The sequence below is a fragment of the Romboutsia maritimum genome, from assembly GCF_002251085.2.
In the GTDB taxonomy this organism is placed as follows: Bacteria; Bacillota; Clostridia; order Peptostreptococcales; family Peptostreptococcaceae; genus Romboutsia_B; species Romboutsia_B maritimum.
Genome location: NZ_NOJZ02000001.1, coordinates 426,901 through 446,508, shown reverse-complemented (window position 1 = coordinate 446,508; position 19,608 = coordinate 426,901). Strand labels below are relative to the sequence as shown.

General features: G+C 26.6%; 17 protein-coding genes. All 17 read left to right on the top strand.

All coding sequences use genetic code 11. From position 1 onward, the window contains the following. The first annotated feature begins 1 nt into the window (after window position 1). The 17 genes from CHF27_RS02140 to CHF27_RS02060 all read left to right on the top strand — a co-directional run bounded on the left by CHF27_RS02140 (window position 2) and on the right by CHF27_RS02060 (window position 19,604). Entirely contained in the window at window positions 2-745 is a 744-nt protein-coding gene (locus CHF27_RS02140) for an ABC transporter ATP-binding protein (RefSeq protein ID WP_095405780.1), read from the top strand. 103 nt (window positions 746-848) lie between these two features. Then, window positions 849-1,220 (top strand): hypothetical protein, encoded by a 372-nt coding sequence (locus tag CHF27_RS14100; RefSeq protein ID WP_095405779.1) that lies wholly within the window; start codon window positions 849-851, stop codon window positions 1,218-1,220. A 213-nt stretch (window positions 1,221-1,433) separates the two neighbouring features. Next, entirely contained in the window at window positions 1,434-3,428 is a 1,995-nt protein-coding gene (locus CHF27_RS02130; RefSeq protein ID WP_095405778.1) for a cell wall-binding repeat-containing protein, read from the top strand. Window positions 3,429-3,442: 14 nt separating this feature from the next. After that, entirely contained in the window at window positions 3,443-4,507 is a 1,065-nt protein-coding gene (locus tag CHF27_RS02125; RefSeq protein ID WP_095405777.1) for a cell wall-binding repeat-containing protein, read from the top strand. A gap of 100 nt (window positions 4,508-4,607) precedes the next feature. After that, window positions 4,608-5,270 carry a sugar transferase gene (locus CHF27_RS02120; protein ID WP_095405776.1) on the top strand — a complete coding sequence of 221 codons (663 nt, stop codon included), beginning with the start codon at window positions 4,608-4,610 and terminating at the stop codon, window positions 5,268-5,270. 89 nt (window positions 5,271-5,359) lie between these two features. Further along, window positions 5,360-6,139, top strand: a complete 780-nt coding sequence (locus tag CHF27_RS02115; protein ID WP_095405775.1) for a glycosyltransferase family 2 protein — start codon at window positions 5,360-5,362, stop codon at window positions 6,137-6,139. Between the two features lie 17 nt (window positions 6,140-6,156). After that, complete coding sequence (locus tag CHF27_RS02110) at window positions 6,157-6,948, top strand: glycosyltransferase family A protein (protein WP_095405774.1); 792 nt, start codon at window positions 6,157-6,159, stop codon at window positions 6,946-6,948. A gap of 19 nt (window positions 6,949-6,967) precedes the next feature. Beyond that, window positions 6,968-8,170 carry a CDP-glycerol glycerophosphotransferase family protein gene (locus CHF27_RS02105; RefSeq protein WP_095405773.1) on the top strand — a complete coding sequence of 401 codons (1,203 nt, stop codon included), beginning with the start codon at window positions 6,968-6,970 and terminating at the stop codon, window positions 8,168-8,170. A 25-nt stretch (window positions 8,171-8,195) separates the two neighbouring features. Continuing rightward, complete coding sequence (locus CHF27_RS02100; protein WP_095405772.1) at window positions 8,196-9,308, top strand: hypothetical protein; 1,113 nt, start codon at window positions 8,196-8,198, stop codon at window positions 9,306-9,308. A gap of 86 nt (window positions 9,309-9,394) precedes the next feature. Continuing rightward, window positions 9,395-10,147: a glycosyltransferase family 2 protein gene (locus CHF27_RS02095; RefSeq protein ID WP_095405771.1), complete on the top strand. Its 753-nt coding sequence runs from the start codon at window positions 9,395-9,397 to the stop codon at window positions 10,145-10,147. Between the two features lie 27 nt (window positions 10,148-10,174). Beyond that, a complete protein-coding gene (locus tag CHF27_RS02090; protein ID WP_095405770.1) occupies window positions 10,175-11,470 on the top strand; it encodes a UDP-glucose dehydrogenase family protein in 1,296 nt (431 codons plus the stop codon). Between the two features lie 5 nt (window positions 11,471-11,475). Further along, the gene (locus tag CHF27_RS02085) at window positions 11,476-12,576 is read left to right on the top strand and encodes a glycosyltransferase (protein WP_095405769.1); all 1,101 of its coding nucleotides are present in this window, start codon (window positions 11,476-11,478) and stop codon (window positions 12,574-12,576) included. A gap of 100 nt (window positions 12,577-12,676) precedes the next feature. Continuing rightward, a complete protein-coding gene (locus CHF27_RS02080) occupies window positions 12,677-13,495 on the top strand; it encodes a LicD family protein (protein ID WP_095405768.1) in 819 nt (272 codons plus the stop codon). Between the two features lie 19 nt (window positions 13,496-13,514). Further along, a complete protein-coding gene (murJ, locus tag CHF27_RS02075) occupies window positions 13,515-15,056 on the top strand; it encodes a murein biosynthesis integral membrane protein MurJ (RefSeq protein WP_095405767.1) in 1,542 nt (513 codons plus the stop codon). A 317-nt stretch (window positions 15,057-15,373) separates the two neighbouring features. Beyond that, complete coding sequence (locus CHF27_RS02070; protein ID WP_095405766.1) at window positions 15,374-16,630, top strand: hypothetical protein; 1,257 nt, start codon at window positions 15,374-15,376, stop codon at window positions 16,628-16,630. A 140-nt stretch (window positions 16,631-16,770) separates the two neighbouring features. Beyond that, window positions 16,771-18,657, top strand: coding sequence for an NTP transferase domain-containing protein (locus CHF27_RS02065; RefSeq protein ID WP_095405765.1), 1,887 nt, complete (start codon window positions 16,771-16,773; stop codon window positions 18,655-18,657). Beyond that, a complete protein-coding gene (locus tag CHF27_RS02060) occupies window positions 18,645-19,604 on the top strand; it encodes a DMT family transporter (RefSeq protein WP_095405764.1) in 960 nt (319 codons plus the stop codon). The genes CHF27_RS02065 and CHF27_RS02060 overlap by 13 nt, the downstream gene beginning before the upstream one ends. The last annotated feature ends 4 nt before the right edge of the window (window positions 19,605-19,608 follow it).

The following is a 19,608-nucleotide window of genomic DNA, read 5'->3' as shown; positions in this document are numbered from 1 at the left end:
AATGAGTTTAATAATAGAAAATATAGATTTTAAATACAAAACAAAACAAATACTAAATAAAGTATGTTTAGAAGTAGAACCAGGAAATGTAGTAAGTATAATAGGTCCAAATGGTTCAGGAAAAACAACTTTTATAAAATGTATAAACAAAATACTAAGGCCACAAAATGGAACGATAAAGCTAGGTAAAAAAAGTCTATTAAATATGAAGCAAGAAGAAATAGCAAAAAACATAGCTTATGTACCACAAATGACAAATGACTTCTTTTCAGGAAAAGTAATGGATTTAATAATAATGGGAAGAAAGCCATATATAAAATGGAATATAACAGAATCAGACATAGATATAGTAATATCTATATTAGAAAAAATGGGCATAATAGAATTAGCAGATAAAAACTATAGTGAGTTAAGTGGAGGGCAAAAACAAAAGGTATTAATAGCCAGGGCACTAGCTCAAGATACAGAAATATATTTATTAGATGAACCAATAAGTTTTTTAGATATAAAGAATCAAATAGAAGTAATGAAAATGGCAAAAAACTTAGCAAATCAAGGAAAAATAGTAATAATCGTAGTTCATGATTTAAATATGGCAATGAGATATTCAGATAAGATACTTTTATTAGAAAAAGGAACAGTAATATCAACAGGAAAACCAAAAGAAGTGTTAACAGAAAAAAATATAAAGAAAGTATATGATATAGATGTAGATATATTAAATGATCATATAATCACAACGTAAAAGGAAAGTAAATCACATTTAATCATCTTCTTATCGCGTTATGGCATATTTTTTGGTATAATCTTCGTAAGATTAATACATCAAAACACATGGAGGGAGAATTATGAACATTAAAAAATTAGTGATAATACCTTTTATATGTATACTAATGCTAAGTGGATGTAGCAAAGCATCAGATAATAAAGCAGGAAAAACAATAAATGAAGTGAAAGATATAATAGGAGAAGTAAAAGACAAAGCAATAGATTTAATAAATATAGAAAAATTAGAACCAATAAAATTAGGAATAACTAATTCAGTAGATACAGTAAAAGAATCCATAAATGAGTTCAAAATAGATGATGTAAAAAGCTCAGTAAGTGGTTTTACAGATAAAGTATTAACAAGCTTAAAAGAAGTTATAAATAAACTATCAGAAAATAAATCTTATCAAGGAGTAAAAACAGAAATACAAAATTTAATAAACAAAAACTAAAAATATGAGAGTGGAAAAGTGAAGCAAGAAATTAGTCGAATTATAGCGCAGTACCCATTTGAAAGCTGTTTTTTAGCTCGCATGGGTACAAGTATGATTTAACTAATTTCAAGCCAATACATACCCCCTGTAAATTATCTAATTATATATTATTTTACACTAGATTATGCTATAATATATAATGATTTATAGAAAATAGGGGGAATATGTATAATGAAAAAAACATCAAAATTTTTAACGGCAGGAATAATCTCATTATCAATGATAGCACCCAATGTAGCCTTTGCATCTAATGTCGATGTTGCAAAAAATAATGCAGGCATTAATATAGAATTAGAAAAAAGAAGTGTAATATTAGGTGATAAATCTAAAATAAGTATAAGCTTTAAAGAAAAGCAAGATGCAGATAGTATAACATTAAATTATAAGTGCTATGATATGATTCTAAGTACAGATCTAAAATATAACAGTAAAAGCAATTCGTATGAAGGAACAATAAACTTCAACAAAGATCCAGAATATTTAAATGTGTGGGAAGTTGAAAGTATAATAATAAATAATTCTACAAGTCCACAAACTTTGACAACTAATGACTTAGAAAAAATAGGATTAAATTTAAACGATTATAAAATAACACAAGAGTATATAATAACTAATGAGAGAAGTATCGCTACGTATATGTCAAAAACAGCAGCGCCAATAAAGAAACTTGTAGGAGATACAAGATTTGATACAGCTGTAAAAATAAGCCAAGAAGGCTGGCAAGATGGAGCAAATAAAGTAATATTAGTTAATGGAGATGCAATAGCAGACGGAATTACGGCAACTCCACTAGCAACAACATATAATGCGCCTATATTACTTTGTAATAAAGATTCTGTACCACAAATTGTACAAGATGAATTAAAACGTTTAAATCCACAGGAAGTTACAATAATAGGAGGAACAAGTGTAGTTTCAGATAAAGTATTAAATGACTTACAAACGACGACTGGTAGCACGATAAATCGTATATCTGGTGAGACTAGATTTGAAACTTCATTGAAAATAGCTCAAGAAATAGACAAAGACCATAATATAGAAAAGATATATATATCAAATGGATATAAAGGAGAGGTTGATGCTCTTACTATTGCAGCAAAAGCAGGAGAACAAAAACAACCTATTATTTTAAGTGAAAAAACAGAAATACCACAAAATACGTATAATTGGTTAAAGGATCAAAATTTACAAACTGCTTATTTTATAGGTGGAATGGATGTTATAGACACTACTATCATACATAGGATGGCAGATATAACACCTAAGCATGAAAATGACCCACAAAATAGCATATATAATAATAGAGTATCAGGGAAAGATAGACATGAAACTAATGCGAATGTAATGAAGAGATTTTATACAAATGAAGAATTAGAAGCAGTTTTAGTAGCAAAATCAGATGTATTAGTGGATGCATTAGCAGCAGGACCTTTAGCAGCTAAGTTTAATTCACCAATACTTTTAAATCCAAGAACTTATGTATCTGCATATCATGAAGATAATTTAACATCTAAGACAGCAAATACAGTATATCAAGTTGGTGGAGGAATAAATGATAGTGTAATTACTGAAATAGCAAATAAATTATCAGAGCATAATACTGGAGATAAAACAGTAGTATTAGATGCAGGTCATGGTGGAGCAGATTCAGGAGCAGTATATGGAGATTTACAAGAAAAAAATTATACTTTAAATACAACTTTAGCAACAAGTGAATATTTAAGATCTAAAGGAATAAATGTTGTTCTTACAAGAGAGCAAGATACTACATTAACATTACTTCAAAGATCTAATATATCAAACTCTATAGGACCGGATTTATTTACAAGTATTCATTATAACTCATATAATCAAACAGCTAAAGGAACTGAAGTTTATTATAATTATAGAGATAGAAATGGTGGACCAAGTAAAACGGCTGCTACAAATGTTTTAAATAGTATTTTAGAAGAATTTGCGTTCGCTAATAGGAATATTAAGACGAAAACTCTTGAAGATGGAACTACCGATTATTTATCTGTTCTTAGAAATACGAATGCACCAGCAATACTTGTTGAATGTGCATTTATAGATAATGCATATGATATGGGACTTTTAAATACTTCTGAAAAAGTAAAAACTTTAGGGAATCAAATAGGAAAAGGTATAGAATCAAGCTTAAAGTAGTCAGGAGATAAAATATGAGTAAAAAAACAAAAATATTATTATCTTTATGTTTAATTTTTATAGTAGCTTTTTTTGGGACTAAATTTTATTTAGATAAAAGTTATCTTAAAGATTATGATAGAAAGCAAATAATAGGAGAAGACAGATATAAGACGATAGTTGATATAAGTAATTTAGAGTGGAAAAGGTCTAAAGAAGCTATATTAATAAGTACGAGTTCAATAACAGATGGTATAAGTGCAACATCATTTGCTCATGAAAAAAATATGCCAATGTTTTTTATAGAATCTAGCGATTTAAATAAAACTATAAAAAGTCAGTTAAAGAAATTAGGCGTAGAAAAGGTTTATATAATTGGTGGTAAAAAATCTATATCAAAAAAAGTTGAGATACAATTAACTAAATCACGTATAGGTATAGAGAGAATAGGAGGAAAAGATGGGTTTGAAACATCTTTACTTCTTGCAAAAAAAGTATATGGAATTACAAATAAAAGAGATGTAGCAGTAGTTAATATTCAACATGGTGTACCAGATGGTGTTTCATTAGCATCAGCGGCAGCCAAAAATCATATACCTATAGTAATGATGAACAAAAGTGATAAAATGGAAATGATTCAATTTGCAAAAGATAACAAAATTGAAAATACTTACATTATAGGAAATGAAGATCAAATTACACCATCTTTTAAAAAAGCAATGCCAAATCCATTAAGAGTTACTGATAAGAATAGATTTGAAACAAATTTAGCTATTATAAAACAATTCTACAATTTAAATAATGTAAATGAAGTGTACTATACAAAGGGTGGAATATATAGTAATGCTGATTTTGTAGATACTTTATCTTTAAGCGTTGTTGCAGCAAAACAAAATAAACCAATTTTATTATCTGAGTTAGAAAATGTTAATGATAATCAATTTAAATTTATGAAAGAAAATAATATAAAAAAAATAAATGAAGTTGGATTTAAGTTAACTAGACCAAAGCTTATAACAAAAGAGACTATTAGAATAATAGTAACAATTTTAATTATAGTATTAGCATTAATAACATTAAAAAGAGTTATCTACTTATAACGACATTTACTGTATTGATAATATTAGAATTATTGAGTATAATATAAAAATAAGTTAAACTATATTATTATAAAATTTATATGCTGATATGGAGGTAATTATGTCTGGATATACTAGTGAAGGTTGTGAAATAAACTACCCACAATATGCAGCAGACGTTGATTATAGTATCGTTAAAGGAAATGCTATTTTTGACATGTATCAAAGAATACTAGATATAGTTGGGTCCTTGATTGGACTTATAGTAGGATTACCTTTAATAGTTATATTTGGAATTCTTATTAAAATAGAAGATAATGGACCAATAACCTATAAACAAGAAAGACTAGGAAAAAGCGGTAAAAAGTTTTATATATATAAACTAAGATCGATGAGAACTGACGCAGAAAAATTTGGAGCACAATGGGCACAAAAAGAAGATCCTAGAATAACAAAAGTTGGAAAATTTATTAGAAAAACTAGAGTCGATGAAATTCCACAATTATTTAATATATTAAAGGGAGATATGAGTATAATAGGGCCTAGACCTGAAAGACCTTCATTTACTGAACAGTTCAATCAAGAGATACCTGGATTTATAAACAGATTAGCTATAAAGCCAGGTTTAACAGGGTGGGCACAAGTAAATGGTGGTTATGATATTACTCCTGAGGAAAAACTGAAAGCAGATATTTATTATATAGAGCATAGGAGTTTTCTCATGGATATGAATATATTGCTCAAAACTGTTAAAGTTGTTTTCACAGGAGAAGGTGCAAGGTAATTAAGTTTAAAACAATGTATTCAAGTTCTATTTGAGTATATTGTTTTTTTTCTCTAAAAAATTATAACTTCTTAGGGAGGAAGTCAGTTATGAACTATAATTTAGGGTTTATACCCAGTTTAGTTTCTGTAATAGTACCTGTTCATAATGCAGAAGCTTATTTAAAGGATACTGTTGATAGTATTCTAAAACAAACATACAAGAATATAGAGATTATATTAGTAGATGATGCTTCAAAAGATTCATCTAGGCAAATGATAAGAGAGTATCAAGAATTAGATGAAAGAATTAAATCAGTGCTTTTAGATGATAATGTAGGTGTTGCAAACGCGAGAAATAGAGGTATTGAAAAAGCAACTGGTCAATATATAGCTTTTTTAGATAGTGATGATATTTGGCTATCTACAAAGTTAGATGAACAAATTAATTTTATGAAAAAAGATAATTATGGGTTTACATGTACTGGCTATGAGTTTATGGATGAAAATGGGAATAAATTAGGTAAAACTGTTGGAGTAGAAGAAGTTGTAACTTACAAAGATTTACTAAAACAAAATACTATTGGATGTTTATCAGTAATTATTGATAGACAAAAAATACCTAATATTTATATGCCTAAAATTCACCATGAAGATTATGCAACATGGCTATCTATTTTAAAACAAGGTCATAATGCGTATGGGTTAAATAAAGTGTTAGCACTTTATAGAAAAAGATCAACTTCTTTATCAGGAAATAAAATAAAATCAGCTATGTGGACATGGAATATACTAAAAAATGTAGAAGAAATTCCGTTACCAAAAGCAATTTTTTATTTTAGTAATTATGCTATAAAGAACATAAATAAGCACTTTTTAAAAAGAAAGTAATTAAAGGATGAAAAGACATGATTAGTTTATTATTACCCACATTAGGGCGAAGAGAAAAAGAATTAATTAGATTATTTGAAAGTTTAGAAAATCAGACTTATAAAGATTTTGAAGTAATAGTTGTGTCTCAAGGAAATCATGATATAGTAAAAAATTGCTTAAGTAAATTTGATTTTAAATATACTCATATAGTATCAGATACAATAGGTTTATCTATTGCAAGAAACATAGGGCTAAAGCATATAAATGGAGATATTTATACATTATCAGATGATGACTGTTGGTATGAAAATGATAGCTTAGAATTTGTTAATAACTTTTTTAAACAACATGATAGTGATATAGCTTGCTTTCAATACTATGATTTAGACAGAAAAATATATGCTAAAGAATATCCAAAAGAGGCAATTTATGACTTTCCAAAGATGAGAGTATTGAAGCAAGCTTCTATCGATATATATATAAATACGTCTAAAGTAAAAGATTATACTATTGGATTTGATGAAAGATTTGGAGTTGGAGGAAGATATAATTCAGGAGAAGAAAACATATATCTTATGGATTTGAAAAATTTAGGATATAAGTTTGATTATTATCCAAAAATATTAGCATATCATGAAGTTAGGGAAAATGACTACTTAGATGATAAATCATTTGTTGCAAAAGCAGCATTATTTAAAAGATTGTTTGGTAGATATAAAGGATTAATAATGTACACTGCATTTGCAGCAAAGAAATTTAGTAAGGTAGATAATGTTATAAAACTTTACCTTAAAGGTATTAAGGAATACTTTAAATTTAAATTATAAAAATTTAGGAGTAAGTAAAATGTCACAGAAAGTTGCAAATATAATAAAGAAAGTGACTAGACTAGGTTATCAAGCTATAGAAATGGTTATTTTTAAAGGAGTCTCTATATTTTATAAAAATAAAGAAAAATATAAAGATATATGGCTAATATGTGAAAGAGGAACTGAAGCTAAAGATAATGGATATTGGATGTTTAAGTATATAAGAGAAAATCATCCGAAGATAAACGTACATTATATTATAGACAAACAATATGAAAAAGATTATAAGAAAGTAAGAGATTTATCAAATATTATAGAGTATAATAGTTTTGAACATAAAATTGCTTTTATTTTATCTAAGAAAGTCATTTCTACTCATATAGGATTTGTAGAGCCTTGGAGTTATAAGTTATATAAAATGATTTTAGACAGAAAAGACAAGAAAAAGTATATATTTTTACAGCATGGAGTTATATATAATGATTTAAGTGATATATTAAACAAAAAAGCTAGTAGAATAGATAAATTTATAACTAGTACAAAAGATGAATATAACTCTATAGCTAATACACAAAATTATGGATTTTTTAATGATGAAGTAGTGCAAACTGGTTTGGCTAGATTCGATAATTTACATAAGAATATACCTAAAAAACAAATACTACTTATGCCTACATGGAGAAAGGATATAACAAATCCTTCATATGTAAAGAGTAAGATAGTAGATGATAATGTATTTTTAGAATCGGACTATTATAAAAGATTTAAATCTTTGTTAAATAATAAAGAACTAGAATCTATTTTGAAAAAATATGAGTACAAGTTGGTATTTTATCCTCATTATGAAATACAACAGTATATAAAATACTTTGATGTAAATAATCAAAATATAATTATAGCTAACAAAGATAAATATGATGTTCAACAATTGCTTATGGATTCAAAATTATTAATAACGGATTATTCAAGTGTATTCTTTGATTTTGCATACATGAAAAAGCCTATAATACATTACTGCTTTGATGAGTTAAAGCATTATAAAAGTGGTTATTTAGACTTTAAGAAAGATGGTTTTGGACAGGTAATATCATCAGAAGAAAAGTTAGTAAGTTTAATAGAAAAATATGCAAAAGAAGACTTTAAAATAGAACCTATTTATGAAAAAAGAATAGAGGATAGTTTTACTGTTAGAGACGACAAAAACTGTCAAAGAATATTTGAAGTTATAAAAAAAGCATAGATTTCTAGGGAAAGAAGGTGAACTAGTGAACATACTTAATAAAAAACAATTACTAGATAAAGATAAAGTAAATGTGATTGGTTCGATTTTAGTATTTTTAATAGTAGCAAAGTATTATTCTAATATGTTATTTATAGGTACAAGTATTCCGGTAGCTAAAATATTGATGGCTTTATCAGGAGTGTTTGCTTTAATCTTAATAGTTAATGATATAAAAAAATATAATGTTTTTCATTTATTAATATTAGGTTTGCTAGGAATTCAGTTTGTTTTAACTAAAAATAAGTCTATAATATATGCTTATATATTAGCATTAGCTTTAGTTAACCTGGATATGAAAAAGATTATAAAAACATATATCATAACGAATATAATATTTTTCGTGATATATCTTACTTTAAATGTATTTAATATTAAGCCAACAGAATTTGTACATGATAGAAATGATTTTGGTTTTGGAAATCCTAATGGAGCATTTATATCATTCTTTACAATATGGGTATCATATTTATATCTTAAATTTGATGATTTAAAAAAGAAAGATATTGGATTATTAATACTATTCCCTATAGTGGTATATTCTCAAACTAATACAAGAACAGGATTTTTAACTATAGCAGGAGCTATGATTTTAGCATTTGCATTAGAAAAAATAGATGTTAGAAAAAAAACATTTAAATGGTTCTTCACTTTAATTCCAGGATTATTAGCTAGTTTGAGTCTTATAGTAGCGTATGGATTCTACAATAGTGATAAATTAAATAGATGGTTGTCACATAGACCTCTATATTGGTATAGATATTTGGTGAATAAAGAATATGGTTTAAATCTTATTGGATATAATGACAATATAAGAGATATTGTATTTACACCGAGATTACCTTTAGATAGTGGATATATATTAACTTTATATAATAGTGGGATAATAGTATTTTTACTTATAATACTACTATATAGCTATGCTATTTATCAATTATGTAAAGAAGGTAAAAAAGCTGAGATTACATTAATACTTTGTATTTTAGCTTATGCTTTTGCAGAAAGTATAATCCTAGATTTAGGTACAAATATAACATTTATTTTTATAGCTTATGCTTTATGTAAGCTAGGCAAAAAAAAGCAAATAAATGATAGATAGCAAATACACTTTATAAAATTAGATAAAAATAAAGAGTTAAGTGTATAGATACTAAGTGAAGAAGATACATAAGGAGAGTATAAGTTATGAATGAGTATTTAGTATCAATAGTAACTCCTGTATACAACTCAGAAAAATTTATATCAGATACTATAGAATCAGTTCAAAATCAAACGTATAGGAACTGGGAACTTTTACTGGTAGATGATTGTTCTAAAGATGCATCAGCAGAGATTATAGAAAGTTACAGAAAAGATGATGAAAGAATAAAATATATAAAACTTGAAAAAAATTCTGGTGCTGCAGTATCTAGAAATGTTGGTATAAAGAATGCAAAGGGTAGATTTATTGCATTTATTGATAGTGATGATTTATGGGAACCTAGAAAGTTAGAAGTTCAAATGGAGTATATGATACAAAAAAAATTAGGTTTTACATTTACATCATATAGATACATGAGGGAAGATGGGACTAAGACTACTAAAGTCGCAAAAGCTCCAGGAAAAATAGATTATAATGGACTACTAAAAAACACAATAATAGGTTGTTCAACTGTAGTTATAGATAGAGAGATTATAGGCAATTTTGAGATGCCTTTAGTAAGAAGGGGACAAGATACAGCAACATGGTTAAAACTTTTAAGAGTAGAAAAGTATGCTTATGGAGTATCGGAATCACTGGTTAACTATAGGTTAGTTGGAGATTCTATATCTAGTAATAAAGTAAAAGCATTAAGAAGAACTTGGAATACTTATAGAAATGTAGAAAATCTTGGCTTGTGCAAAAGTGCATATGTATTTTGTTTTTATGTTTTTAATGCAATAAAGAAGAGAATATAAGTTTTTACACATTCGGAGGGACATAGGATGAAAATTGCTATAGCGGGAACTGGTTATGTGGGGCTAGTTACAGGCGTATGCTTGGCTGAAGTTGGTCATGAAAATGTAGTATGCGTTGATGTTGATGAAAAAAAAGTTGAATTAATGAAAGCTGGTGTAGCACCAATATATGAAAATGATTTAGAAGACTTAATGGTTAAAAACTATGAGTTAGGTAGACTTCATTATACGACAGATTATAAAAATGCATATAAAGATGCAGATGTAATTATTGTTGCAGTTGGTACGCCAGAAAGAAGCGATGGGTCAGCAAATTTAGATTATATAAAAATAGTTGCAAATGAAATAGCAGATACAATAAATAAAGACACTTTAATAGTTATAAAATCAACAGTGCCTATTGGAACTAATGAAAAGATAGAAAAGTATATAACAAATAAATTAAAAAATGATGTAAAAATAGAAGTAGCTTCAAATCCAGAATTTTTATCACAAGGAACAGCAGTAAAAGATACTCTTAATGCATCAAGAATAGTAGTAGGTGTAGAAAGTGAATGGGCAAAAGATATATTAGAACGTATATATACACCATTTAATCAACCTATAGTTGTTACAAATAGAAATAGTGCAGAAATGATAAAATATGCATCTAATGATTTCTTAGCTCTTAAAATATCATTTATGAATGATATAGCTAATTTATGTGAAATAGTAGGAGCTAATATTGAAGATGTTGCTAAAGGTATGAGTTTTGATGATAGAATAGGTAGTAAATTCTTAAGAGCTGGTATAGGCTATGGAGGATCTTGTTTTCCAAAGGATACAAAAGCTCTACATTGGTTAGCAACACATAATGGATATGAGTTGAAGACTGTAAAGGCAGCTATAGAAGTTAATGAGAATCAAAAGCTTAAATTAGTTAGAAAAGCATCAGATTTAGTAGAGACTTTTGAAGATATTAAAGTCGCAATATTAGGATTGACTTTTAAACCAGAAACAGATGATATTAGAGAGGCACCTTCTATTCCGAATATAAAATATTTAATTGAAAGAGGATCGAATGTAGTAGCATATGATCCAATAGGGATAGAAAATACTAAGAGAATATTTAAAGACTCTATATCTTATACAAAATCTATAGATGAAGCAATTGAAAATGCTGATTTATGCTTAATAATGACTGAGTGGAAAGATGTAGTGAATTACGATTTAAATAAATATAAAGAAAAAATGAATAAAGCTCTAGTTCTAGATGGAAGAAACTGTTATAAAATGGAAGATGCAAAAGATGCAGGAATAGAGTATTATTCTATAGGAAGGTAGAGATAATGAGTACTATTTGTTACTTAGCAGATGCATCAAATCCACATACAATTAAATGGTGTAATTATTTTAAAAGTAAAGGATACGATGTTAATGTTATTTCCTTGAATGAAGGAAGTATAGAAGGTGTAAAGGTATATAATTTTGGTTTTAACGTAAAAGAATTAAAAAATGCTAGTCCATTTAGAAAAGTAAAATATATATCTGTAATAGGTGAAATAAAAAAAATTATAAATGAAATAAAGCCAGACATACTACATGCTCATTATGCTAGTAGTTATGGACTTATAGGAAGTTTATTAAATTATAAACCATATGTTATATCTGTTTGGGGAACTGATATATATGATTTCCCAAATGGTGGGTTTATACAAAAATTAATAATTAAGCATAATCTAAAAAAAGCAGATTATATTTTTTCTACTAGTAAAGATATGGCTAGAGAAACTAATAAATATACTGATAAGAAAATATATATAACTCCTTTTGGAATAGATATAGATGTTTTCAAATCTATGAAAATAGAGGAAAATACTACTATAGAGAAACCTTTTATAATAGGAACTATAAAAACATTAGAAAAAAAATATGGAATAAATTATCTTATAAGAGCTTTTAAATTAGTAAAAGACCAATACAAAGATAAAAAAATAGTTTTAAAAATAGCAGGTTCAGGTAGTCAAATGGATAACTTATTAAATTTAACAAAAGAACTAGGTATAGATAAAGATGTTGATTTTTTAGGAAGATTGCCATTAGATGAAGTTTCAAAAACTTTTAATACCTTTGATATAGCTGTATTTCCTTCATTAAGGGAAAGTTTTGGAGTAGCTGCACTTGAAGCACAAGCATGTGAAATACCTGCAATAGTTACTAATGTAGGAGGACATCCAGAAGTTGTATTAAATAACAAAAGTGGTATAATAGTAGAGTCTGAAAATGAAGAACAATTAAAAGATGCCATAATAAAATTATTAGAAAATCAAGACTTAAGAAACAACATGGGGAAAACTGGTCGTAAATTTGTTAAAGAAAATTATGAAGTTAATTTAAATTTCAATGATATAGAAAAAATATATGAAAATATAATTAATAAAAATATATAATTACAAATTAAAAAATAAATAGTATTTTAAATGTTATTAGTACTGTTCAAAAAATAATAGTCTGTTGAACAGTCTATTATTTTGCTAAGGAGAAAGTTTTATGTTTAGGGAGAGAGTTAATAAAATCATAGAAAAAGAAGACATAAGTGTATTAAGGAAACTACAATTAACTACTTTAGAAATAATGATAGTGATAGATGAAATTTGTAGGGAAAATAATATTACTTATTGGATGGATGCAGGAACTTTATTAGGAGCAATTAGACATGATGGTTTTATACCTTGGGATGATGATTGTGATATATGTATGCCGAGGAAAGATTATGAAAAGTTTATTAAAATTGTTGAAGGTAAACTTCCTGATGGACTTAAATATGAAAATAAGGATTCTAAAGAGTGGAGTCAAACGGATATTGATATAAAGCCTTCATTCGCTAAAATATATTATTTAGATTATTTTAAAGGAAAAGAAAGAGGGTCAGATTTAAATTGTAGAGGAGTATTTATTGATATATTCCCTATGGACTCAGTAGTACCTGAAATGTGTTCTAAAAAATGGGCTAGAGCATTAAATACAATAGCTTATTTTAGAAATGTAAATCCTAAAACGACAAAGGCTCGTATAAAATATTATTTACAACAAATGAAAATAGAGAATATTTGGATAAATAAGTGTAAAAAGTTAGAAAAAAATAAAAAAGCTACACATATAGTATATGGAATAGATACACCTTTTATGGAAAATAGATATCTCCATAAAAAAGAAGATATATACCCACTAAGGGAACTTAATTTTGAAGGGTATAAATTCTTTGGTCCAAATAATTATCATACTTATCTTACTATTTATTATGGAGATTATATGCAAATGCCACAAGATAGTGAGAGAATACCTCATATAATAGGTTTAACATTGTAATATAAAAGGAGTTATTAATATGTCAAAAACAGCTAAAGCAGCACTAGGTCTAATGATTGTAACAATACTATCAAAAATTTTAGGTTTAGTTAGAGAGCAAGTTCTTGCAGCGGCTTATGGTACAGATATGTATGCAGCGGCTTATTCAACTGCAAATAGTATACCTATAGTCATGTTTTCTATAATAGGTTCAGCTATAGCGACTAGTTTAATACCTATGTATAATAGATTGAGAGCTGAGTCTGGAGAACAAAGAGCACTAGATTTTACAAATACATTAATAAATATAGTAATTTTAATATGTACAGTAATGGCTTTTGTAGGAATAATATTTACGGAGCCTTTAGTTAAGTTATTTGCAGCTGGTTATAGGGGAGAGGTTTTAGCTACTACTATAAGTTTTACAAGGATATTATTAGTTAGTGTAGTATTTGTAGGATTAGCAAATATAATGACAGGTTATTTACAAATAAAAAATAGTTTTATGATACCAGGATTAATAGGTATACCTTATAGTATAGTAATAATTACATCTATATATTTAAGTGTAAATCATAGTGTATATATATTGGTATACGGGACTTTAATTGCGATAATGTTTAAATTTTTATTCCAAGTACCTTTTGCGTACAAAAAGGGGTATAGATATTCTCTTAAGATGGACTTTAAGGATCCTGCAATGAAAGAAATGTTGGCTCTTATAATGCCGGTAGTTATAGGGGTAGGTGTTAGTCAATTAAACGCAATGGTAGATAAAACGTTAGCTTCTACTTTAGGAACAAATGTAGTTGCTTCATTTAATTATGCAACTAGACTATATGAATTTGTACAAGCTTTATTTATAACATCGATATTATCAGTTGTATATCCACAAATGTCAAAGTTTCTTGTAAATAATGATATGAAGGCATTTAAATTATCATTAAAAAAGACTATGAATGTTATAATAATACTAGTTGTTCCTATAATAATTGGAGCAGGAGTTCTTGCAATTCCAATAGTTAAAATATTACTTCAAAGAGGTAATTTTACTTATGATGATACAGTAATGACAGCTAATATATTAGTATTATATACTACTTCAGTATTAGCATTTGCATTAAGAGATATAATCTCTAGAGGATTTTATTCATTACAAGACAGTAAAACTCCTATGACAAATGGTATGATTGCAATAGTATTTAATATAGCATTAAATCTTATATTTATAAAATTCTTAGGATACAGAGGATTAGCTTTGGCTAGTTCAATAGCTGCATATATAGGATTAATTTTATTTTACTTTAGTCTTAAAAAGAAAATTGGAGATTTTGAACAAAAGAAGGTATTTTCAGTATTTTTCAAATCTTTATTTTCAGCTATTGTAATGGGTATAGTTTGTAGATTTACATTTAACTTAATAAGTTCAATAACAGGAACTGGATTTGTTAATGAGACTATATCATTAGGTTGTGCTATAGGCTTAGGTGCTATAGTTTACTTTATACTAATGTATGTATTAAAAGTAGAAGAGTTAGATAGCATAATTAATATGGTAAAAGGAAAAATAAAAAAATCGTAAGTATTAGAACTTATATACTAAAATTTAGTATTTAAGTTCTTTTTAGTATGTAGTTAAATAAAATAATACTATTCTAAATAAATGGAATAATGTTGAAAAAAACAATAAAAAAGGATAAAATTATTAATAGAGTGTAAAATAATGATAAATGTTATTATGTAAAACATCAGGGAGTTAATATCAAAAATTTAGAATAAAAACTAATAAAAGATATTTAGTTAAAAGTTGTCTTAAAATGAAAATTTATATTTTTAGACAGCTTTATTTTTATAATAACATAAGAAAAATTTACAAATATGATACACATGGAGGATACAATGAAAAAAATAATTCAGTTATTGTTAGTAATGGTATTAATGTTAGGGGGGATTTCAGAAAGTTTAGTTACAGTATATTCTCAAGACAATGATACTAATGAAGCATATAAAGCCTATTATAAATTTCTTGATAATTTAATATATGGTGATGATAAAGATGGTGGTGGAATAGGGGTATATTCAAGTAAATTATCTGACCCGATAAATGAAAATATAAAACAGGAAAAAGGAATTATATATGCAGGTTTAGGAGATTTAGATAATGATGAAAATAAAGATTTAGTATGTATGTATTTAAATGGAGATAATTATTATAATCTTGAAGTGTATGATTTTAAAAAAGGTAAGTTGAATAAAGTTTTTTCAACTAGACAACCTCTAAATATAGGTTTACAAGATTCAAATTCTATTAGTACAGTGCATAAAGGTGAGAAAACATATATAGGTACTTATGAATATTTAAAAAAAGATATGGGGTTTGATGAGGTATATAAATTTTATGATTTTAAAGGAAAGAGCATAGATGTTGAAAATTTAGAAATAAGTTGCAATCTTACTTTAGAACAACAAAAAGATGTAGTTGATAAGAAAGTAGATCAGTCACAATTTTACACATATAAACAGACTAAAAATAATTCAACGAAGAAATTAAAAAAAGAAAAATTTGAAGATATTTTAGATTCATATCAACAAGGAGAAACTTTTTTAATGGAGCATTCTTCAGGCACTTTTTATACACAGTTAGATTTAAATAGAAATAGTGAGCAAATAAATGAGTTTTTAGTTAGTTTATTAATAGAATCTATGCCTAGATATTCTTTTGAAGATGTAGATGATACCATTTCTGATAGTCCTAAATTAAAGAAATTTTTAACTACTTCTATGAAAGAAGAAATATCTAAACCTCAGATTAAAAAAGCATATGAAATTGAAGATGGCTATTATTACCTAGCTATAAATGGAAAAAAATCTGTACAAGGAAAACTAGAAACTTCACCAGATGTTTATTTTGCGGTAGTTAAAAATACAGGCAGTGGAGATTTTAAGATGTTAAGACTTGAAAATAAGCCTTTTAATAATGAGGATGATATAAAATCTTACATTAGTAAACTTAAAGATGAAGGAACATCTAATGAAAAAACAAAAAATAATATTATTTTAAAATATAAGAAAGTAATAATTGGAGTATTAGCATTATTAATTTTATTTATTTTATTCTTCTTCATAAGAAAAATAAATAACAAAAACAAAAAATAATAGAATTAAAAAAAGCTGTTTCAAAGTTGAATTTTGAGACAGCTTTTTTCATCATATTATTTACTTAATTGACAAAGTATATCGTAAGTATTAAAATTATAATTATAATGTGTTCAAAATATGAACTAGGAGGCGCGGATATGGGGAGAGAATTCGAAATCTTATATTTATTAAATAACAATGAAAAAATAACGCAGAGAATGCTAGCTTCAAAAGCAGGAATATCTATTGGGGGAATTAATTCTATAATAAAAAATCTGGAAACAAAGGGCTATATAGAAACAAAAAAAGAAAGTAGCAAAAGTATTTATTTATTAACTGATAGTGGTTTAAATTTATTAAGTGAACAAATACAAAATGAACAATTAAAAAAAATAAATTTGCATCAAGAAATTAGCGAAAAAAAACAAATTAAACAAGCGGTTATATTAGCAGCTGGCGAGAAAAAAGAATTTGGAAAGCCTATTGGATTTTTGCAAATTCATGATATGAAAATAATTGATAGACTTATGAGTTTATTAAATGACCACGGTATAGAAAAAGTGGTTATTGTAGTTGGATACGAAAGCTCATATTATGAAGAATATGCTAAAAATAATAATAATATAAAATTGGTAAAAAATGATAGATATAAATGGACAGGCACTATGCAATCTTTATCATTAGCAAAAGATTTTATAGATGATGATTTTCTACTTTTAGAAAATGATTTAATTTTTGAAGAAAGAGCTATAAAAGAGATTTTAAAAAGTAGAGATAGAGATTGTATGGTAATAACAAGTGAAAGTGGTTCAGGTGATGAGGCACTAGTAGAAATAAGAGATGGATATGTTTATCGTATGTCTAAGGATATGCATCAATTTAATAAAATTGATGGAGAAATGATAGGTATAAGTAAAATTTCTTATGAAGTATTTAATAAAATGATAGAACAATTTAAGGATAATAAAAATCCATATCTAAATTATGAATATACACTTATGGACATAGGTAGAGAATATAAAATAGGATATATAAAAATTGATGACTTAGTATGGTCAGAAATAGATACAATAAGTCATTACAAAAAAGTAGTAAGTAAGATTTATAACAAATTATTAAGAAAAGAACAAGAAATTAAAATAACTAACATAAAATCTAAGCTTAAAGAAATCTTAGATATAGATGAAGGTGATATAAAAGAAATATCTCCAGCTGGAGGTATGACAAATAAAAATTATAAAGTAAATATAAAAGATCAATATTATATTTTAAGAATGCCTGGAAATGGTACTGAAAATATGATAAGTAGGATAAATGAAAAATATAATAGTCAGTTAGCAAATAAATTAGGATTAGACACTGATATATTATATAGTGATGAACATACTGGAATAAAAATAAGTAAATTTATAGACAATGCAGAGACATTAAATGAGACTAGTGCAAAAAGAGAAGAAAATATGGAGTTAACAGCAAATATTTTAAAAAAGCTTCATGATTCTGGAATTTCTTTTAAAAATGAATTTAATGTATTTGATGAAATTGAAAAATATGAAAAATTATTACAAGATGTAAATGGATGTAATTTTTCAGATTATTATGAAGTAAAAGAAAAAGTAGTAAGATTAGATTCTGTGTTGAATACATTAGGAAGAGAGCTTAAAGCTTGTCATAATGATACTGTTCCTGAGAATTTTGTAAAAGGTAATAATGATAGAATTTATTTAATAGATTGGGAATATTCAGGAATGAATGATCCTATGTGGGATATAGCTGCTCATATTATAGAGTGTAATTTCTCAAAAGATGAGGAAAAATTATTCTTACAAAAATACTTTAAAATTGATGAAGAAATTGAAGCAAATTATGAAAAGAGAATACTTATATATAAAATATGCCAAGATTTTTTATGGAGCATATGGAGTAATTTAAAAGAAGCAGAAGGTGATGATTTTGGAACTTATGGTATAGATAGATACAACAGAGCAAAATCAAACCTTTTAAAATTAGAAGAAATGATGAGGGAAAGTTTATGTCTAGTGTAGAAGAATTTGTACAATGTACAGGAACTATAAATAAATTAGGCATAAGTAGTGGAGTAGCTTCAGGAATTTTATGGAGTATAGATACTGTATTAACTGGAGTACTTTTAAAGTCAACTCCATTTATAAGTACATCACAAGCTATTATGATAGCGCCGATTATAAGTGCTTTTTTACATGATACATTTTCAAGTTTGTGGATGGTTATATATTCAATAATGAAGGGTGAGTTATTAAAAACACTAAAGTTATTAAAGACTAGAAGTGGAAAATATGTATGTGTAGCAGCTTTATTTGGAGGACCTATAGGTATGGCGGCATATCTTTTAGCAATTAATTGTATTGGACCAGGGATAACGGCTACTATATCGTCTATATATCCAGCTATGGCTGCATTTTTTTCATACTTATTTTTAAAAGAAAAATTAAGTAAATCTGGATGGATAGGTTTATCATTAAGTGTAATTTCTTTAATAATATTAGGATACAATCCTTCTCAAACAGAGCCTAGAAATTTTCTTATGGGATTTGTGTTTGCAATGATATGTGTTTTAGGATGGTCACTAGAAAGTGTAATTTGTGCTTATGGCATGAAAGATGATGAAGTAAGTCCAACTCAAGCACTTCAAATTAGACAGTTAGTATCAGCAATAGTTTACGGAATAATAATAGTACCTTTAGTTGGAGGGTTTGGTATAACTAAAAGTGTTATGAGTTCTAATATTGTATGGATTATACCAATAGTAGCACTAATAGGAACTTTATCTTATATATGTTACTATAATGCAATTGACACAATAGGTCCTGTAAAAGCAACAGGACTTAATATAACTTATTCCATATGGGCTATAATTTTTGAAGTAATCTTTTTAAGTGGAATTATTACTATTAAATTAGTGATTTGTACTATTTTAATAATTATAGGTTCAATAATGGTATCTAAAAATTAAGATA